16 protein-coding genes are annotated in these 17,910 nt (G+C 65.0%); all 16 read right to left on the minus strand.

Translation table 11 applies throughout. From position 1 onward, the window contains the following. Positions 1-35 precede the first annotated feature (35 nt). A complete protein-coding gene (locus N8H22_RS12870) occupies positions 36-1,151 on the minus strand; it encodes a cytochrome c peroxidase (protein ID WP_264590907.1) in 1,116 nt (371 codons plus the stop codon). Further along, the gene (locus N8H22_RS12875; protein ID WP_264590908.1) at positions 1,151-3,973 is read right to left on the minus strand and encodes a TonB-dependent receptor plug domain-containing protein; all 2,823 of its coding nucleotides are present in this window, start codon (positions 3,971-3,973) and stop codon (positions 1,151-1,153) included. Before N8H22_RS12875 ends, N8H22_RS12870 begins: the two co-directional genes overlap by 1 nt. Before the next feature lie 97 nt (positions 3,974-4,070). Continuing rightward, a complete protein-coding gene (locus tag N8H22_RS12880; RefSeq protein ID WP_264590909.1) occupies positions 4,071-4,994 on the minus strand; it encodes a FecR domain-containing protein in 924 nt (307 codons plus the stop codon). 68 nt (positions 4,995-5,062) lie between these two features. Further along, a complete protein-coding gene (locus N8H22_RS12885) occupies positions 5,063-5,572 on the minus strand; it encodes a sigma-70 family RNA polymerase sigma factor (RefSeq protein ID WP_264590910.1) in 510 nt (169 codons plus the stop codon). A gap of 83 nt (positions 5,573-5,655) precedes the next feature. Continuing rightward, on the minus strand, positions 5,656-8,478 hold the full coding sequence (locus tag N8H22_RS12890; protein ID WP_264590911.1) for a class I adenylate cyclase: 2,823 nt from the start codon (positions 8,476-8,478) through the stop codon (positions 5,656-5,658). Positions 8,479-8,629: 151 nt separating this feature from the next. Then, the gene (locus N8H22_RS12895; protein WP_264590912.1) at positions 8,630-8,875 is read right to left on the minus strand and encodes a TIGR02647 family protein; all 246 of its coding nucleotides are present in this window, start codon (positions 8,873-8,875) and stop codon (positions 8,630-8,632) included. Positions 8,876-9,004: 129 nt separating this feature from the next. Beyond that, a complete protein-coding gene (locus N8H22_RS12900) occupies positions 9,005-9,433 on the minus strand; it encodes a hypothetical protein (protein ID WP_264590913.1) in 429 nt (142 codons plus the stop codon). Positions 9,434-9,652: 219 nt separating this feature from the next. Then, positions 9,653-10,003: a hypothetical protein gene (locus N8H22_RS12905; RefSeq protein WP_264590914.1), complete on the minus strand. Its 351-nt coding sequence runs from the start codon at positions 10,001-10,003 to the stop codon at positions 9,653-9,655. 35 nt (positions 10,004-10,038) lie between these two features. Next, entirely contained in the window at positions 10,039-10,395 is a 357-nt protein-coding gene (locus N8H22_RS12910) for a hypothetical protein (RefSeq protein ID WP_264590915.1), read from the minus strand. A 51-nt stretch (positions 10,396-10,446) separates the two neighbouring features. Next, a complete protein-coding gene (locus N8H22_RS12915; protein ID WP_264590916.1) occupies positions 10,447-10,746 on the minus strand; it encodes a hypothetical protein in 300 nt (99 codons plus the stop codon). Next, positions 10,743-11,651: a hypothetical protein gene (locus N8H22_RS12920; protein WP_264590917.1), complete on the minus strand. Its 909-nt coding sequence runs from the start codon at positions 11,649-11,651 to the stop codon at positions 10,743-10,745. Before N8H22_RS12920 ends, N8H22_RS12915 begins: the two co-directional genes overlap by 4 nt. Positions 11,652-11,763: 112 nt before the next feature. Continuing rightward, a complete protein-coding gene (locus N8H22_RS12925) occupies positions 11,764-13,518 on the minus strand; it encodes an outer membrane beta-barrel protein (RefSeq protein WP_264590918.1) in 1,755 nt (584 codons plus the stop codon). After that, complete coding sequence (locus tag N8H22_RS12930) at positions 13,512-14,363, minus strand: TonB-dependent receptor (protein ID WP_264590919.1); 852 nt, start codon at positions 14,361-14,363, stop codon at positions 13,512-13,514. Before N8H22_RS12930 ends, N8H22_RS12925 begins: the two co-directional genes overlap by 7 nt. 266 nt (positions 14,364-14,629) lie before the next feature. After that, on the minus strand, positions 14,630-15,157 hold the full coding sequence (locus N8H22_RS12935; protein ID WP_264590920.1) for a hypothetical protein: 528 nt from the start codon (positions 15,155-15,157) through the stop codon (positions 14,630-14,632). 53 nt (positions 15,158-15,210) lie between these two features. Beyond that, positions 15,211-16,386 carry an NnrS family protein gene (locus N8H22_RS12940; RefSeq protein WP_264590921.1) on the minus strand — a complete coding sequence of 392 codons (1,176 nt, stop codon included), beginning with the start codon at positions 16,384-16,386 and terminating at the stop codon, positions 15,211-15,213. Between the two features lie 58 nt (positions 16,387-16,444). Beyond that, on the minus strand, positions 16,445-17,839 hold the full coding sequence (argH, locus tag N8H22_RS12945; protein WP_264590922.1) for an argininosuccinate lyase: 1,395 nt from the start codon (positions 17,837-17,839) through the stop codon (positions 16,445-16,447). Positions 17,840-17,910: the final 71 nt, after the last annotated feature.

The raw sequence follows: 17,910 nt of genomic DNA on the forward strand, positions 1-17,910 counted from the left end.
GCGCGTGCGCTGACGAGTCGAGCGCCACTTGCCGGTCAGAGCGTGTCGAGGAAACTGCGCAGCGCGTTCAGTTCGTCGCGGCTCATGTCGAGCGGCTTGAAGCGCGCCGAGGTCTGCGGAAACAGCGGATCGTCCTGCTGCTCGGCGGTGGGTTTCGGCCTGGGCATGCCAACGTTGTAGAAATTGAGTACGCCCATGAGATTGGGGAACAGGCCGTTGTGAATCCACGGCCCGGTTCTGCTCACCAGGCGCAGCGACGGGGTGCGGAAACGGCCGACATCTTCGGTCTTGCCGGTCACCTCGTAGCGTCCCAGATCCTCGTACTTGCGGCCGTAGTAGGTCATGCCGGCATTGTGGAACTGGTCATCGCTCAGGGCCGGGCCGAAATGGCAGTTCATGCAGCGCGCCTTGGTACGGTACAGGTGCAGGCCGTGCAGCTGCTGGTCGTTGAGCGCCTCGTGCCTTCCGCGCAGGAACCGTTCGAAGCGCGTGTTGCGGGCGACCCGTACCAGGGTGCGCTGATAGTCGCCCAGGGCCTGACGCAGCATATCGGCCCGGATGACCGGCTCGCCGAAAACTGCGGCGAAGCGCTCGCGATAGGTTGAGTCGGCATTCAGACGCGCCAACAGCCCCTCGATGCTGAAGGCCATCTCCAGCGGGTCGACCACCGGCATCAGTGCCTGTCCTTCCAAACCCTGTGCCCGGCCATCCCAGAACGGGTGCCGGGTAAAGCCGCTCATTACCACGCTCGGCGAGTTGCGCCGTCCCGCCTGGCGGTCGTGGCCGAACGAGACCTTGCGGCCGTCGGCGAAGGCGAGGTCGGGCTCGTGACAGGAGGCACAGGCGATCTGCCCGGAGCGCGACAGCTTTGGATCGAAGAACAGCTGTTCGCCGAGCTCGGCGCGGGCTTCGCTGAAGGGCTGCCCGGCGGGCGAAGGCGCGCGTTCTGGCAGCGGTCCCAGTTCCTGCCAGGCGACATCGTCGTCCACGTGGGGCGCCGGCCATTGTGCCGGCGGCTGGCTGTAGGTTTCCCGCAGGCAGGCGTAATCCGGTTTCGCGCCCGGCTCTTGCGTCAGTGTGCAGGCTGCGGGGGTGGTCGATGCCAGCAGCAGGGCCAGGCCAAGCGCGTTCAATTCCACCAGGCGTGCCATCAGAAGCGGTAACCGACTTCGACCATGAACTGCCGGCCGATCTCGTAAGTCGCCACGTCGTCGTCTGCGATGGAATTGTCGAGACCCGAGGTGTTGCTGGTGATCCTGCGGTTCAGCAGGTTGCTGACGTCGAGATTGACGAATAGCGCCTGCTGATCGGCGGTAGGCAGCTCCCAGGCTAAGCGGGTGTCCCAGGTGAAGGCCGTACCATAGGCAACTTCATCCCACACACGAACCTGTTCGCCGTTGTAGTCCACGCGCTTCCCGGTCGCGCCGATCTTGCGGTAGCCGTCGCGCAGGCGCAGGAAGTTGCTCCAGGTGAGGTTCCATTGCGGGATATGCGTGGCGGTCGTGAGGCGGAGCGTCCAGGGTCGGTTGTAATTGTTGGCGGGGCGATCGGAGTACCTGATGAAGCTGCCGTCATATTGAATGATGGGGTCGATCACGTAGATCGCACCGATGCTGGAGGTGTAGTCCGACAGCCCTGAGCTGTCGACCTTGGTCCAGTCCAGTGCCAACTGCCCGGAGCTTGAGGTGCCCCAGAGGGCGAAGTTGCGCAGTGGGGTAATGCTGAAGGTGTAGACGTCGGTGTCGCTCTTGCCGCCGTTGTAGTAGGTGTAATAGTTGGACGCCAGGGTGCTGGGATCGTCGGTGGGTTTGTCGATCTGCGAGCCCCAGGCCCGGGAAATCTGGTCGCGGCCCTTGCGGTTGACGTATTTGACGGCGAACTCTGTGTCCCACTGAATATGGCTGAGCCCAAGGGTGATTTCGTCGTCGTAGGGGATATCCAATTGATTGAACTGGGCGCCGTTAGGGGCGCGCTTGCCCTCGACCCAGGGGGCGTTCTGGTTGAGCCGGCTGTAGTTCACCTGCAGCGCGGCTACGCCATCGCGTAGGCGGTAGGTCGCGAGGTTGCGTCCGTAGTAGCGGTTGGCGCCGGCGCTGAACCGGGTTTGGTTGTCGCCGAATACGTCGTATTCAAGAGCGAAGCGCGGGGCGACCGTCGTCTTGTCCATGAAGTCGTCAGCGTCCACACGCACACCGGGACGCAGGGTCAGGCGCTGGTAACGGATCTCGTCCTGGAGAAAGACCGCCCAACTCGTGGTGTCGAACTCAATCTTGGCGGCTTCGGTAAGGGTGTAGGCCTTGATGTACTGCCCCGGCCAGCCGTTCATGGTACTGCCCAGCGCGCACCAGGGATCGTCGCTGGCGCACCAGTTGGTCGAAGCCGTACCGTTCAGGGCGTTGGTGTAATAGTCGCTCAGCCGCTCGTAATGGCTGCTGCTGCGGCTGAGCTCGAAACCGCTCTGGAACTTGTGCTCCAGCCCCAAGGCGTTGAACGCATGCCAGTCTGCCTTGAGCTTGTAAGCGAAGCTCTCCTGCAGCTGTTCGATGTCGCCGAACCCGCCTTCTGACGCCGTCGCAAGGGAGCTCCAGTTCTTTGACGTGGAGCGGCGCCAGATACGCAGGTAGTCGGACTCCGACTCCCGAGAGTTCTCTAGGCTGCTCCAGCTAAGGTTCTGTTCGAGCTTTGCCAGTGGTGCGTTCCATATCAGCCGCGCACTGATGCTGTCGCCGCCCTGCTTGACCTCACGATACGAGTCGATGGCGTTCGGGCCATAGCTGCTGGATGTTTCCGGTGCGTGAGTCAGGCCGAGGTCGAGACTCCAGTCATCGTTGATCTGCCAGGCCGCCTTGATGAAATAGTTGTCGATCCGGCGTTTCTGATCATGCTCCTCGCTGGCCACATCGCTGCTATGGGTTAATCCGAAGCTGCGGGTGGGAATGGTCGACTGCTTGCGCGAAAAGTTCGCCAGCAGGCCGAAATTGTCGGTCAGATGCCCCTCCAGCGTGGCACGAGTGATCAGCTTGTCGAATTCCGGCTGGTTGTCGTTGCCCACCGCCGCTTCGAACTCCTCGAGATCGGGGTCTTGCTCATTGATGTGATACTCGGTCCATGCGGAGCGCGCGATCTGCGCGGACAGCTTGCCGTGTAGCTCCTTGGTGGGTTTGCGGGTAATGGCCTCGACCACGCCGCCATTGAAACCGCCATAGGCGGCGGGCACGTTGCTGTCGAGTACGCGGATTTCTTCCAGCAGGTCGGTGTCCAGCGCGAGCCCCTGACTGCGGCCGGGTACTTCGTCGTAGTCGTTGGCAGTCTGGCCTGGGTCGATGTCGTTGTTCATGGTCATGCCGTCGACCAGAAAAAGGTTCTGCCAGTACTTCGCGCCGTTGATGCTGATATCGGCCGGGTCGATCTCCCCCGGCGTCTTGCTGCTCAACTGGTCGTCATCGAACTGCACGTTCGGGTGGATGCGCAGCAGGCTGGTGATATCGCCGTTGCCAGCCGGCAGCGCATCGATGGTGCGGCGGTCGATCAGTGTTTCGCCTTGTCTGCGTTGGCGCTCGGCCAGCACCACTACGTCATCGAACTGCAGCGGGCGTCCGGCTGCTTCGGCGCGGCTGGGCTCCGGTTCCAGACGCAGCGTGCCGTTGGGGCTCAGCTGCCAGACGAGGCCGGTGCCGCCGAGCAATCGTTGCAGGGCAAGCTCGAGGCTCAGCGAGCCCTGCACCACGCCGGAATGCTTGTCGGCGAGGAGTCGACTGTCCACGCTGACCTGCACGCCGGCCTGCTGGCCGAATGCGATCAGTGCGGCGGACAACGGCTGCGCCGGGATGTCGAACGGCTGGGTCTGCTCCTGCAAGGCCGGGCTGGCGACTGCTGCGGTGACGGCTTGTCCCAGTGTCAGCGCCAGTGCGGCGGCGCCGAGCAAGCGGTGGGGAAGGTGCGGGTGGCGAAAACCGTGGGCGCGGACTGTCACTGAATAGCCTCTACTGCGTCTGCTAATGAGAATGTTTATCGGTTGCAGACAGTAAGACGAATGGCGACGCCGGATTTTCAGCGCAACGGCAAATTTTTTAACGAGTGATCACCAGCACATAGGGTGTCCAGCGCTCCACGCGGCCGCCATGCGGCTGCAGCAGCGCCTCAAGGGCACGTTGCGGATCGCTCAGATCGTAGAGGCCGGTCACCTGTTGCTTGGCGAGCGACTCATCGCGCAACAGGATCCAGCCGGCGTAGTGCGGCCGCAGCTGCTCCAGCAATTCGCCGATCGGCTGATCCTCGGCAATCAGCTCGCCGCGGCGCCAGGCCGCCACACGCCGGGGCATGATGCGGTCGCGCACGCGCCGTCCATCGCGATTGTCCAGACGGATGCGCTCCCCCCCAACAAGCCGAGTGCTGTGGCGCGGATCCTCGACGCGTACCGAGCCGTGTTCGACGGCAACGCTCAGTTGCGGCCCCTGGAGCGCTACGGCAAATGCGGTGCCGGTGACCTCGATGCGGCTGTCGCCGGCATGCACGGTGAACGGCCGGGCAGCATCGGCGGTGACTTCGAAGAAGGCTTGGCCTCGCACCAGCTCCAGATGTCGATGGCTGCTGTCGAAGCGCGGGCGAATCGTGCTGTCGCCCATTAGCCAGACCCGGCTGCCATCGTCCAGCACCAGCTGTCGTGGCCCTCCTTTGCCGTTGTGCAGCTCACCCTGCCCGTGCCAGGGCAGCAGGAGCATGAGCAGCGCCAGGCAGGCGGCGAGGGCGCTGCCTAAGCGGATGGCCCGGCGACGACGTGCGCCGGGCCAGCGCCGATGACTGGTGACCGGCAGTTGACCGGTGAGCCGCCAGACGCGTTCGGCCCGCCGCCAGGCTCGGGCATGGGCGGGCGAGGTCTGCTGCCAGGCGCGACAGGCCGCGTGCAGCTCTTGGTCTTCCGGCGATTCCTGGAGCCAGAGCAGCCACTGCATGGCGCTAGTCCAGTACGGATCCTCGCGCGAAATATCCTTCATCACGACGCTCGCTGTGTGTTCGGGCTGCGGGTTTTCCATTGTCGTGGGCGATGGCGGATTACGGCGCATCAGCATGACTCGTCGTCCAGGCAGGCCGCGCAGTGGCTGAGCGCGGTGCGTACCAACTGGTGGGCCAGGCCGACGGAGATGCCGAAGTGGGCCGCGATCTGTTGCAGGGTGTAGCCGCCGAAACGATGCATCTCGAAAGCGATACGGGTGCGCTCCGGCAACCGTGCCAGCGCCTCGGCGATCAGACGCAACTCGTCCTGCTGGCAGAGTTGCTGCTCGGGGGAAGGTGTGTTCGCTGGCAGTTCGGCGAGCAGGCCGTCGACATCTTCATCCTGGTGCGGCGTGCTGCCGGCACGCCGCACCAGGTCCAGCGCCAGGTTGCGGACGATCCGGTACAGATAGGCCAGCGGTTGCGTAAGGTTGGCGCGCTCGGCCTGGCTGAAGCGCACCCAGGCCTCCTGGACAACTTCCTCGGCCTCGGCGCGGCAGCCGGTGATCGGCGCTGCGTAATCGACGAGGGCGTTGCGATGGGTCACGAACAGATCGGTTCTGTTGCCTGGCTCGTTCACGATGGATGCTCTGGTTGGGGCGCAGGCCCGTTGGCGCGGCGATCCTAGCGTGAAGGCAAATTGTTATCAAACGCTAATTATTCTCATCCGTTACGAAGCGCCAGATTGAGTGTCGCTTCCAGTCGAGACTTGTAGCGCAGGTGCTGCACGGTCTGGCTGTTTCCGTTGCCGTGCAGGCCGGTGAGGTCGAGATCGGTGATGTAGCAGGGGTAGCGCTCGCCGTTGCGCCGACGCGAGAGGATGTAGCGCGCCACCGTGGCGAACAGCTCGGCACCGTACTCCAAGCCGGAGAATTCCTGATGGTTGCAGTACAGCGTGACCTGCGAACGACCCTGCTCGCCGGGTTCGATGATCGCCTGCACGTCGTAGAGCGGGTCGCTGACGGCGCCCTGCGGAGTGGGGCGACGTTCCAGCCGCATGTCGCCATCCGGCGCGCGGAGAATGCGATAGAAGTGGATGTCCAGCGTGTTCGTCGTCTCGCCATCGGCGATCGGCCACTGGGCGTTGCGTCGATAAGCCAGCGATTGCAGGAAGCGCAGCAGCGGCAGCAACAGACTCTGTTCGTCGCGATAGGGCAATTGTTGGCGCCACAGCGCATTGCACTCATCCAGCACACTGAGTTCGGCACGCTCGCCGACGATGCGGTAGACCACTTGCAGGCAGTCCGGGCGCCCGAGCGGCAGGATCAGCGCGAGGTCATCGCCCTCGAGTGCCTGCCGGTCGAGCCGAATCGGCGTGAATTGCTGGTGCGCCTCGCCCAGATGGTCGAGCAGGGCCGGCCGATCGCTGAGACTGGCCAGCTGCACGTCGTCGGCGATCCGTTGCAGCAGGTGAAATTGCTGGCGGATCTGCAGCAGGTAGCGGCTGTGATCCGCAGCCGCCAGCGCCTGGCGGGCATCGTCGAAGATTTCCTGGACGCGACGGATGATGGCCTGGCCGCGGTTGCGGGCAAAGCAGAACACCTGCAGATCCGGCGCGCGGCAATCGTCCGCCAGACTGGCGAGATGTTCGCGCAGGCATTGGGCAAGCGCCTTCGGGCCTTCGTAGCGGGTCACCAGCAGTTCGTTCCAGCTGTTCAGCGTGAGCTGGTCGATGCTGAACACGAGGCTTTCCGGCGCTGCGTGTCGGCTCGGAGGTTCACTGTGTGCCGCGTCGTCCGGAAGCCGCAGTGGATCGACGCCAAGGTTGATCAGCAGCAATACCCGGCTTGGCTGGCTGCTTGCCAGTAGCGCCTCCTCGCTGACCTGCGCCAGCGGCATCGGCAACGCGCGGCGAAGGGCGGCGAACAGGGCAAACAGCTCCGGCTCGCTCAGGCCACTGTCGCCGGGGAACAGCGACAGATGCGTGCCGGCGTCGACCACGCCGTTGCGGTGGCACCAGGCGAGCAGCGCCATCAGCTCGCGGGAGCGCTTGAGTGGCGCGAAGTTCGGCCACTGCTGGGGCGTCAGGCTGCCCTGGTAGAGCGACCAGCACACATCGCCGGCAGCGTCGTAGCCCTGCACCAGGGTCAGGCTGTCCTCGGCCATGTCCGGCGAGATGCCCAGGTTGACCACTTCCACCTTGCCGGCCTTGCGTTCGATGGCCGCGTACAGGCGGCGGCCGAGTACACCGAGGTCACGGCTGTTCATCGGACTGGCAGCCTGTAGCCGCCGGGTGAAGTCGTTGAGAAAGCGATAGCCGTAGGTCAGCTCGTTGACCAGTGCACGGCGCTCCTGGCTGACCTGGCCGACCTTCCACCGGCTGCGGTTGTCGAGCTGGGCGAACTGCCGCTCGTCCCAGTGCCAGGCGTGGGTGATGCGCTCGAGCAACTGGCGCTGCCAGCTCTTGTTGCGGTTGCGCGGAGGGCGACTGAGCGGACGGTTGACCTTCAGGTACAGGCAGCGACGGGCCAGCTCTAGACGGTCATGCTCATCGCGGTCCAGCAGGTAGCGCTCAATCGCGTAGTAGGCGCTGACATAGGGGTCCAGCTCTTGCGTGACCACCTGACCGGCATACACCGCCTGTTTGAAGTCCAGCGCCAGACAGCGGACGTCCGGGTGCTGGCTGGCGTAGACCTCGACCAGCAACAGCTTGAACAGCGACTTGTAGGGCGCCTCGATGGCCTTGTACAGCTGCCACAGCCCGGCACCGACGAATTCGCCCGGCGGGATTTGGTGCAGGTGGCCGAGATCGAGGACTTCTTCGGCGCGGATGAAGCGCTTGGCCAGCAACGTCGCCACGTACGTGTCATAGCGGTGCTCCTCGTAGGCGGGCACCAGCCACCAGAGCGGTGTGCGGCCGCCGAGCCAGATGGCCGTACGGTAGAACTCGTCGAGCAGGAGGTAGTGCTGGGTGGTGCCGCAATCGTCGGAGGTCAGCGTCGCCTCGCGCTGGCCTTGGGTGAAGCGCTGCGGATCGATCAGGAAGAAATGGGCTTCGCTACCCTGGCTGGCGGCCCAGGCGCAGAGCAGATCGCACTTACGCTGCAGTTCATCGAGCTGCTGCGGCGTCAGCGCTGGGTCATGACAGACCCAGACGTCCAGGTCGCTGTGCTCCTCCTGCGCCACGGTGCCCAGGCTGCCCATCAGGTACAACCCGAAGATTGGTTGCGGCGGGTTGCCGCGCAGCGGCTTGTAGCTGAACGAACGGGTCAGACGTTGTGCTTCGGCGAGTTGCTCGGCATCCGGCTCGAAGCCGGAAAGCCCCGCGGGTGTGCTCGCCGAGACGTAGCCAGGCAGCAGTGGGTGATTAACGTGAAACAGCAACGGCAATAGCTTGACTACCGTTTGCTGGCGCGTCGACATGCCCTGCACGGCGCGATCCAGGCGTGCCGCGTTGACGGTCAGAAAACGTGTGCGCAGCGTGGCGAGGACCTTGCGGTCGATGCCTTCTTCGAGAAGCGGACGGATCGGCTGATTGCGGGTCATGAACAGTGCGTGGGCGAGATCAACCTCTGGTCATCGGCCGCCGCCCACCTGGCTTGAGGCTGGCACATTGCCGTCTGTCGTTCAGCCTCCAACTGGCCCGGAACGCGGTGTTGTCCGCGCGCCGGGCTGGTGGTCATGCCGCCGCGGAAGGTCAGGCGCTAGCCGCCTCGCAGAGGATGGTCAGCAGTGATTGGGCCTGTTCGGCCGCATCACGGCCGAGGCTGGTGAGATAGCCACCGTCGGCCTGAGTCGTCAGCCCCTTGGCGTACAGGCGCTCGAACGCGGCGATGGTGGATGGGCTGGCATCGTGATGGACCTTGAGGCCTTCCTGCAGATTTTCCAGATTGAACTGTCGAAGTACTTCCAGTTCGGCGACCAACTCAGGGGTGTACGACATGCTCGCTCCTCGAATGGTGGGCTACTTGGCCCTGCTTGTTGAGTGTAGATGCTGTCGAAGGCCGTGCCTTGATCCAGGTCCAGGGTTTTGCGTGCGGGCTGGAGGCTTGCCCGGTTGCCGGCGCTGCGTCTATTCGGGCATTTCCGGCAGATTGCGCAACATGGCTTCGTAGGCGGCACCGTCGAAAGGCCGGTCCTCGGCGAGCATGCGGCGGATCTCATGGGCCAGCACCAATGCCATCATCTGCAGGCTTTCCTCACGCTCGTAGCCGACCAGCGTCAGCTTGTTCAGCGTGGCCTGCGTCGCGGCCGGTTCGCCGGCCTCAAGCTGGTTCTCGATGGCCTGAATCAGGGTTGCCTCGGCAAAGGCTTCCTCTTCTTGCTCGGTGTCATGCGACATTGCGGGTTTCTCTTCGATTGATGACGGGTTCTCTTCATCCAGCTGGCAGAGGGTGCAGCTGCCGTCATCCGGACGACTGGTTTCGACATAGCGGACCCGGCGACTGGACGCCTGGCGGTCGGCACTGACGCGAAAGCGCGGGCGATCGGAGGTGGTCATGGCTGGCTCCTGGACGGCTGAGGCGTCCTTAATAACCCCGCCCGAGGCGAGCGGCAAGGCATTCCTCAGTTGGCGGAGCGGGTGGGGCAGCTAGCTGAAACGACATCGCGGAGATAGTCGCGAGGGGAGATAGGAACGTGCATAGCCTGAAGCAGGACCGCCCCTGCGGGCTGAAGATGGCCGGGCAGGAGGTTCAGTCCGGCCCGGTTGTAGGCTGACTCAGCGACCGGCGCCCTTGCCCATGCCGCCACCCATGCCACCGCCTGCGCCGCTACCCATGCCGCCGCCCATGCCGCGTGCGGGCGGGTCTTCTGGCAGCGTCACGCCACGCTCTTTGGCGCGCGTGCGCATCTGTTCATGATGCTGGGCACGAATCTGCTCGCGCTCTTCCTGCGTGGTGGCTTGGCGCATGCGGTTGCGGTATTCCAGGCGCTCCTGCTGGGTCATGATTTGCGAGCCGAAGACCTGCTCGCCGTCGCCGCCCGCGCCCTGGCCGCCGGCGGACTGCGCCAGCGCAGCGCCGGACAGCAGCGCCAGCGAAAGGCCGATGGCGAATTTGATGCTTTTCATGGGTATCTCCTCGTTTGAATATGACCGGCGCCGCATCAATGCTCGTGCTCTTCGACGTCGGAGTGGTGGGATGATTCCTCATCCCTGGGCTGGCCGCCCATGTACTTCGGGCCCTTGCCGCGGCCGCTGTCGAACACCTTGCCCTCCAGGGCCTTGCTGCCGCCGGGCCCACCGGTGTGTCCAGAGTGGCTGCCTTCCTCGTGGGTCTGATCGCTGTGGCTGCTGCCGTGGTCGCGGCCGCCACCGTATTTCGGACCTTTGCCCTTGCCGCCGGAGCTGTGGCTGCTGTCATGGCTTGAATGGTCGTCAGCCGCCACCACGGAGCCGGTTACTCCGGTCAGCGCCAGCGCCATGAGCGCCGCCAGCAGGCTGGACTTGTAGTGAACGCGCATGATGCTCTCCCGGCATGAAGCCGGCTGGCCTGGCGGCCAGCCGGTCCAGCCTTACCTGACTTCGTTGTCGTGCACGAACTCGATGACCTGCAAGTAATCGTTGGCGGCCACGGCAAAATCGTCGGCGCCGCCGTCGCTGGTCGGGTCAGTCCAGCTGGTGCCGCCGAACACGGCGTCGTACAGGTTCACCAGGGTAGGTCTGTAGACATCGTCGGCGGGGTCGTCCGGATCGCCTGCATCCAGCACCAGTACGGTGGCGGTGGCATCGGACCAAGTCGCGGTGCGGTCGTACTGGTAATCGGAGAAGTCGTAGTAGGTCGTGCCGGAATTGATGCCCAGGATCGAGTTCATATAAACCAGCGTGTCGACGCTGATGGTGCCGGATTGTCCCCTGCGGCAGCGAGCAATGCCGCCGGGTCGAAACCTGCTGGCAGGGTCACGCCCGGTATCGTGCCGCTGACCATGTACTTGTCGTACAGCGCCAGGTTCTCCAGCGGCGAGTCAATGGTGGTGCCATCGACCGTCAGCCGGCCGCTGGAGTCGATGGCGATCACCGCGCCATCCGCAGTCAGCTTGCTCAGCGCTTCGTCCAGGGCGTGGTCAAGCACCTTGCTTGGCGAACGACCGACGCTCAGACGGCCCAGCTCGACTTCGCCGGGGACGACGTCGTAGGTGGTGTCGCCGACCGTCACCGAGGTCAGCAGGTCACCTTCCTCGTTGCGCGGGATGGCGACCAGCTTGCCGTCGGCATCCGTTACCGGCACCAGCGCACCGGTGCTGTCGTAGTGAAACGCCACGACCAGCTCTTCGCCGTTTGCATCCGCCAGCGGAACGCCATTCACGTCGCGCAGCAGGATGTACATGTCGCCGTACAGGTCGCCCTTCTTCGTGCCGGCGCCGAACGGCTTGCCTCCGCCGCCCGCTTTGCCGCCTTTCACTCCGGCCCACTCGGGGCGATCGCTGTCCTCTTCCTCCGAGGCGTCGACGCGGAAGATCTTGTCGACTGCGCCATGACCGCCGCCCATGCGCGAGCCGCCCTGGCCTTTTTCACCGCTGCCACCCTTGCCGCCCTGACCGCCACGGCTGCCGTGGCTATCGCTGCCGCCCTTGCCGGATCCGCTGTGCTCGGCGGCTACGCTCGACGAGACGAAACTCAGCGACAGCGCGCTTGCAACCACCAGCGGAGCCGCGAGTGCGACCAGGAGCGCCCCGCTGGCAAGCCCGAACTTGTTGCGTTTGAACTGAGTGTTTGACATGACATTGCTCCTTTTCTTGCGGGCCGGTGCTCCAAGGCAGTTGCACAGGGAAGGCACTGGTTCTGCGGTTGCATCCTGACGGTGGGTCATTCGCCCGCCGTCGTTGATGTGCTCAGAAGCGGAAGCCGAGTCCCATGCGGAACAGGCTCTCGCGGTTGTCGAACTCCATCTCGTCCGGGTTGCCGTGCCCGGTCCTGAAGCCATAGCTGTCGTAATCGGTTCGGGTGTAGTCCAGGCGCGCGAAGGCATGCTGGGTGAGCGGGATTTCCGCGCCGATGCCGTAACGCATGCCGTCGACCTGATAACTGCGGTCGATATTGGCATCGGCGTTGTCGCCCTTGGCCCAGGTGGTATTGAAGCGCGCGCGCACCGGGCCGACGCGCCCGTAGAGCAGGGTGCCGTTGGGTAGGCTGTAGCCCAGGCGCAGTGCCAGGCCGTAATCGCTTTTTTTCTCGGCAGAGAAGTCGCGGCCGCCCTCACCGCCAGTCTCGCGGTTGTGCGACCACTCGGTCCGGCCGGTATCGACCTCTGCCTCGAGGCCGGCGTACCAGCGGCCAAAGCTGCGGCCATAGCCGGCGAAGAAGCCATAGATGCCGCCCATGCCGCTGAAGTCGCCGGTGTAGGCCTGCGACAGCGGTGCCACCCCGCCTTCCGAGTGATAGCCGTCGAGGCGCGAGTCCAGACTGCCGTGGCCGGCATGAGCACCGACATAGAAGCCTTGCACAGCCGGCTGCAGCGGGACTGGCGAGGCTGCCGCGGCAAAGCGCCAGCCGACGCCCAGGCGGAACTGGCCTTCCTCGTTGGCGAAGCGTTCCGTGGTGCGGCCGTCGTCGTCGACATAGCCCACGTCGTAGGCGTCGTAATCGGTGTAGGCGTATTCCATGCGCAGGAACAGGCGGTCGCCGGCTGGCAGGTCGGCGCCGACGCCCAGGCGGGAGCCGTGCTGCCGATCGTCCTGCGCGCGGGTTGCCGCCGCCTGATTGTTGATCGTGTAGTAGGAGTCGAAGCGGGTGCGCACCCGCCCGACGCGCACATACAGCAGCGAGCCGTTGTTCACCACGTAACCGCCACGCAGGCTCAGGCCGTAGCCGTCATCCCGGTCGAGCGAGGTGGTACGCGCGTCTTCCTTGTCCTTGCTGAACGACCAGCGCGCGCGGCTCTGCTCGACCTCGGCTTCGATACCGGCATACCAGCGGTCGAGCTGCCAGCCATAGCCGAGAAACAGTGCTTCGCCGAGCCCGGAGGCGCCGAACTGGCTGACATCGCTGCCACCATCCCCGCGAGGCCCGGAAGTGGTGCTGGCCAGTGGGCCGTGGCTCAGTGCGGCGCCAGCGTAGGGGCCGGCAAACAGCCCGTCGAGCGGCAGGGCGGCCAGCAGCAGGTCACCGGCGGAGCGTTGCAACGCCTGTGCGGGCAGCTGATAGGTCTTCGAACGCCCCGGCGTGTAGCCGACGCTGAAGGTTACCTGGCTGCGGCTGTACTCGCCGTCCAGGTCGTCCGAGTTGCGGTCGATGACGCGCACGTCACCGCCGACGTAGACGGTGGACGAGACGTAGTAGCGCAGCCCTGCGCCGGCATCGATGATCTTGTCGCGCCGGTCGTAGTTCTGATACTCGCTATTGGTGTAGGCCGCGTGGCCGAATACCGAGAGGCGACTGGTCAGTGCCCGTTCGACTTCGAAACCATAGGCGGTATCCAGCGACGCCGACGCATACACGCCATCGTCACTGACGGTGGTCTCCTCCAGCGAGCGATCGATGAAGCCGGTGACGCGGGTGGTGGGCGTCGGTCGCCAGCTGGCGAGTGCGCCGAAGTAGGGTTTTTGAATGTCGGAGAAGGCCGAGTAGTCGAAGCGCTGTTTCAGCATGCCGGCGAATATTTCCCGGCGAAGCGCTGCTGCGGATAGGTCACGCGCAAGCCGATCGCCGCGCGGTAGCCATCCGAGTCACGGTTGAACGTCGTTCCGGCGATGTCGTTGGTGTAGCGCCGACGATCGGTGGCGTACTGGAGGAATGGCTCGTGGTTGGGCGTTAGCGCATAACCGACTCGCAGCCCGAGCGAGCTCAGGTCGTGCTTGCGATCGGCATTGTCGATGCGCGCGCCGGCGAGGGTCCGTGCGCTGTAGTAATCGTAGCGGTCGTAGGTACCGCCGCCGCGCAGGCGCAGCCGGCCGATCTCGCTGGCGGCCCCCAGGTACGCTTCATCGTGTTCATAACGGGTAGGTTCGCGCTGCAGTTCCGGCCCGGCAGCACCGGGAACATAGCGATCTTCATGGTCGCGGGTATGGCGCAAACCGCCGAATACGCGCGTGTGCTCGGTCACCTCGCGGGTGCCGTCGAGACCCAGCCAGAAGTCCTCGACGTCTTCGGAATCCGCGTCCTGATAGCGGTCGAGGTCGGCGCCGAGATCGACGCTCAGTTCGTGCCGGTCCCAATCCGATTGCAGCACCAGCGAGGGGGACAGGGTGAAGATGGTGTCTTCGGTTTCATCGGTGCGCTGAGCGTAGATGTTGTCGTCGCGGGTCGCCGACAGCACGACCTGCGGCAGTGCGACGAAAGTCCCGATGGGCAGGCCGGGAAACTCACGCGTGTCGGTCTTCTTCAGCGTGGCACTGGTGGGCGCCGCGCTTGGCGCCGGCTCGGGCGCCGCATGGACGTGCGCAGTCGAGCCTGCTCCGAGCGCTGCCAGCGCCAAAATCAGCTTTCGTCCCATCGATCACGTTCCTTACGTCCGTACGACAAAGAATGCTTCGCAGGCTGGGCCCTTGGCAGACCGCCAGCTGATCAACGTCTGATACGTGGCTTAACCCATCTGGCTCATGGCCGACGCGTTTTCAGAGAGTAGTTCAGGGAGTGGAGAAAAGTTTGATCTCGATCACGTTGAAAGCCAGGTTTTCACGGGGCAGGAATTAAATCTTCGGCCCGCGAAAAATCAGCTATAAGCGCCGCAGCCAGGGGGGTGTGCAGCGGGGTGCTGTTTCAATCGAGGACGTTCAACGCCAGGCACAGCAGGCCGAAGACGGCCCAGACCAGCGCGAAGATGATCGGCGTGCGCAGGGAGAACAGCAGGGTGCGTTTGTAGTGCCGTCCGCCGGGCGGGCTGCTGCCTTCGCCGAACAGCGCTGATTCGTTGTTGGGCAGCAGGCCGACGCGGCCTTCGAGCTGTAGCAGCTCGGCCTGTTTCTGATGCCAGCGTTCGATGACGTCGAAGTTGGACTTGATGCCCGGCATCGCGTGGAACGAGGTAACCAGCCCGAGCAGGGCGAGGGTCATCGGCACCACCAGGCGGAACAGCCCGCCCCAGTCCGGATTGCTGTTGGCCATCGAGGAGGCGAAGGCGATCATCAGGAACGACTGCGAGGACAGATAGGCGCTGGTGCGCTCGGCCAGCAGCGAGGACTCGAAATGAATTTCCGAGCGGTAGAACGCCAGACGTTCCTTCGGCGAGTCGAAGAGCTCGTCGCCCTGGGTGTCCTGATTGAGCAACAGGGTACGCAGATCGGTCATGTCACCTCGTCGGGGTTGTGCGGCTAGACTGCTCGGTCACTATCCCTAGTAGGTCAAGCGTGCCGCCCCGGAGTTCCTGCGTCGTGATCAGTCATGCTATGGCGTGCGCTGTGCGGATGGCTGTCGCGGGTTTGCCAGAGCAGTACCGCAAGGGCGAGGAAGGCCGATGACCAGCAGGCCGCGGCCAGCAGCAGCCAGAGCGGATGCGTGTGACCGAGTAGTGCGGGCAGCACACGTGCGAGTGCCGCGGCACTGAGCAACAGCGCGCATGGATGAATCCAAGCGCGCGCGTTGGCGTCGCGAAAGCGGAATAGCAGGCGTGTGCGCGCCATCACCCCGAAACTCAGGCTGCCTAGGGCGCCGACCGCCAGTGCGTGGAGCGTGGCGCTGAGCGGCAGCCAGGGACCGCTCAGGGCGACGCCGAACAACAGCAGGCCCACTGTCAGCCAGGCATAGCCGAGCAGCAGCACCAGCAGATCCGGCCGCTGACGACAGTGCCACGGCTGCCAGCGCAGCAGACGAATGGCGCTGAGCACGCCCGCCGCGACCAGCAGGCCGCCCGTCACGCGCTCGAGCAACGCCCAGGGCAGCAGGCTCAGCCCCAGTGCCAGACCCAGCAGGATCAGTACCGCGCCTTCGATCTGCGGTTGCACCCGCGCTTCCAGTTTGCGGCCCTCGCTCTGCGCGTGCCCGGCCAGTGCCGGCGCGATGATGCGCCCACCCATGAAGAACAGCAGCACGGCGAACAGCAGCAATGCCTGTTCACGCAGCTGTGGCGCCGGCCCGCTGTCGAGGCCGGCCACGCTACTGGCCAGGCCCAGGCCGATGACCACCGGGGCGACCGCCTGGTTGCGCCATTTCTTGGCGGCACCGACGAAGCGCGGCACCACCTTCCATACCAGCCCGGCGGCGAACAGCAGGTTGGCGCCGACCGCGAGCCAGGAGTCCGGCCAGAGCAGGAAGCCGATGCGCGCCAGCAGCCAACAGGCCAGCAGTGTGAGGGTGAAACGCAGCGGTTGCGGGCCGAGCAGGTAGCCGGCGACAACGGCCAGCGCATAGCCGAAGAGCATCTCGTGGGCATGTCCGGCAGGTGTGGCCAGCCCCGGCAGCACGGGAACCAGGCCGAGCATGGTCAGCACCGACCAGGGCAGCAGAAGTGCCGCGTGGAGCGCGGCAGCGGGGAAGAAGCAGACGTTGGCGAAGGGCAGGCGCGGCTTGCGCGGGTGCATCGGGAACCTCCGGAGGGCACCGGGGCACGGCGGCTGCCCCGGTGCCTGGTGAAGGCGATCAGCGGCTCGCGAGCAACTCCTGACCACGTTTGACCGCGGCGCGAACCTGCGCCGGGGCGGTGCCACCGATGTGATCGCGGGCGTTGACCGAGCCTTCCAGGGTCAGCACGGCGAACACGTCGTCGGTGATCTGGTCGCTGAACTGGCGCAGCTCGTCGAGGCTCATCTCGGCGAGGTCCTTGCCGGTCTGCACGCCGTACTTCACCGCGTGGCCGACGATCTCGTGGCAGTCGCGGAAGGGCAGACCCTTGCGCACCAGGTAATCGGCCAGATCCGTCGCGGTGGAGAAGCCGCGCAGCGCCGCCTCACGCATGATTTCGCGCTTGGGCTTGATCGCCGGCACCATGTCGGCGAAGACGCGCAGCGAGTCGCGCAGGGTGTCGGCGGCGTCGAACAGCGGTTCCTTGTCTTCCTGATTGTCCTTGTTGTAGGCCAGCGGCTGGCCCTTCATCAGCACCAGCAGGCCGGCCAGCGCGCCGAACACGCGGCCGGTTTTGCCGCGTACCAGCTCCGGCACGTCCGGGTTCTTTTTCTGCGGCATGATCGAGGAACCGGTGCAGAAGCGGTCCGGCAGGTCGATGAACTGGAACTGCGCGCTGGTCCAGAGCACCAGCTCTTCGGAGAAGCGCGACAGGTGCATCATCGCCAGCGAGGCAGCGGCGCAGAATTCGATGGCGAAGTCGCGATCGGAAACGCCGTCCAGCGAGTTGCCGGCGATGGCTTCGAAACCCAGCAGTTCGCAGGTGATCTCGCGCTGGATCGGATAGGTGGTGCCGGCCAGCGCAGCCGAGCCGAGCGGCATGCGGTTGGTGCGCTTGCGGCAGTCGACCAGGCGCTCGTAGTCGCGGCTGAGCATCTCGAACCAGGCCAGCAGATGATGGCCGAAGGTCACCGGCTGTGCGGTCTGCAGGTGGGTGAATCCCGGCATGATGGTGTCGGCTTCGGCCTCGGCGAGCCCCAGCAGGCCCTGCTGCAGGCGGGTGATTTCGCTGAGGATCAGGTCGATCTCGTCGCGCAGCCACAGGCGGATGTCGGTGGCGACCTGGTCGTTGCGCGAGCGGCCGGTATGCAGCTTCTTGCCGGTGACGCCGATGCGGTTGGTCAGGCGCGCCTCGATGTTCATGTGCACGTCTTCCAGGTCCACGCGCCAGTCGAAGGTGCCGGCCTCGATTTCGGCCTGGATGTCCTTCAGGTTGGCGATGATCTGGTCGCGCTCTGCCTCGGTCAGCACGCCGGCTTTGGCAAGCATGGTGGCGTGGGCGATGGAGCCCATGATGTCGTGGCGGTACAGGCGCTTGTCGAACTCGACGGAGGCGGTGAATCGGGCGACGAAGGCGTCGACGGGCTCGCTGAAACGGCCGCCCCAGGACTGGTTGGTCTTGTCGGTGCTCATGTATGCGCTCGCTGAAAATCCGAAGGCTGAGGAAAGGCGGCGATGATAGCAGGGATGGTGCCGCTGTCGGG

It is taken from the genome of Stutzerimonas sp. S1, from assembly GCF_025966695.1.
Classification (GTDB): Bacteria; Pseudomonadota; Gammaproteobacteria; order Pseudomonadales; family Pseudomonadaceae; genus Stutzerimonas.

Excerpts from the sequence above, each read along its gene's own strand:
- N8H22_RS12940 (WP_264590921.1), bottom strand. The coding sequence starts at position 16,386 with ATGCACCCGCGCAAGCCGCGCCTGCCCTTCGCCAACGTCTGCTTCTTC.
- argH (WP_264590922.1), bottom strand. The coding sequence starts at position 17,839 with ATGAGCACCGACAAGACCAACCAGTCCTGGGGCGGCCGTTTCAGCGAG.
- N8H22_RS12910 (WP_264590915.1), bottom strand. The coding sequence starts at position 10,395 with ATGCGCGTTCACTACAAGTCCAGCCTGCTGGCGGCGCTCATGGCGCTG.
- N8H22_RS12890 (WP_264590911.1), bottom strand. The coding sequence starts at position 8,478 with ATGACCCGCAATCAGCCGATCCGTCCGCTTCTCGAAGAAGGCATCGAC.
- N8H22_RS12880 (WP_264590909.1), bottom strand. The coding sequence starts at position 4,994 with ATGAAGGATATTTCGCGCGAGGATCCGTACTGGACTAGCGCCATGCAG.
- N8H22_RS12920 (WP_264590917.1), bottom strand. The coding sequence starts at position 11,651 with ATGTCAAACACTCAGTTCAAACGCAACAAGTTCGGGCTTGCCAGCGGG.
- N8H22_RS12915 (WP_264590916.1), bottom strand. The coding sequence starts at position 10,746 with ATGAACTCGATCCTGGGCATCAATTCCGGCACGACCTACTACGACTTC.
- N8H22_RS12935 (WP_264590920.1), bottom strand. The coding sequence starts at position 15,157 with ATGACCGATCTGCGTACCCTGTTGCTCAATCAGGACACCCAGGGCGAC.
- N8H22_RS12895 (WP_264590912.1), bottom strand. The coding sequence starts at position 8,875 with ATGTCGTACACCCCTGAGTTGGTCGCCGAACTGGAAGTACTTCGACAG.
- N8H22_RS12870 (WP_264590907.1), bottom strand. The coding sequence starts at position 1,151 with ATGGCACGCCTGGTGGAATTGAACGCGCTTGGCCTGGCCCTGCTGCTG.
- N8H22_RS12900 (WP_264590913.1), bottom strand. The coding sequence starts at position 9,433 with ATGACCACCTCCGATCGCCCGCGCTTTCGCGTCAGTGCCGACCGCCAG.
- N8H22_RS12930 (WP_264590919.1), bottom strand. The coding sequence starts at position 14,363 with ATGGGACGAAAGCTGATTTTGGCGCTGGCAGCGCTCGGAGCAGGCTCG.
- N8H22_RS12925 (WP_264590918.1), bottom strand. The coding sequence starts at position 13,518 with ATGCTGAAACAGCGCTTCGACTACTCGGCCTTCTCCGACATTCAAAAA.
- N8H22_RS12905 (WP_264590914.1), bottom strand. The coding sequence starts at position 10,003 with ATGAAAAGCATCAAATTCGCCATCGGCCTTTCGCTGGCGCTGCTGTCC.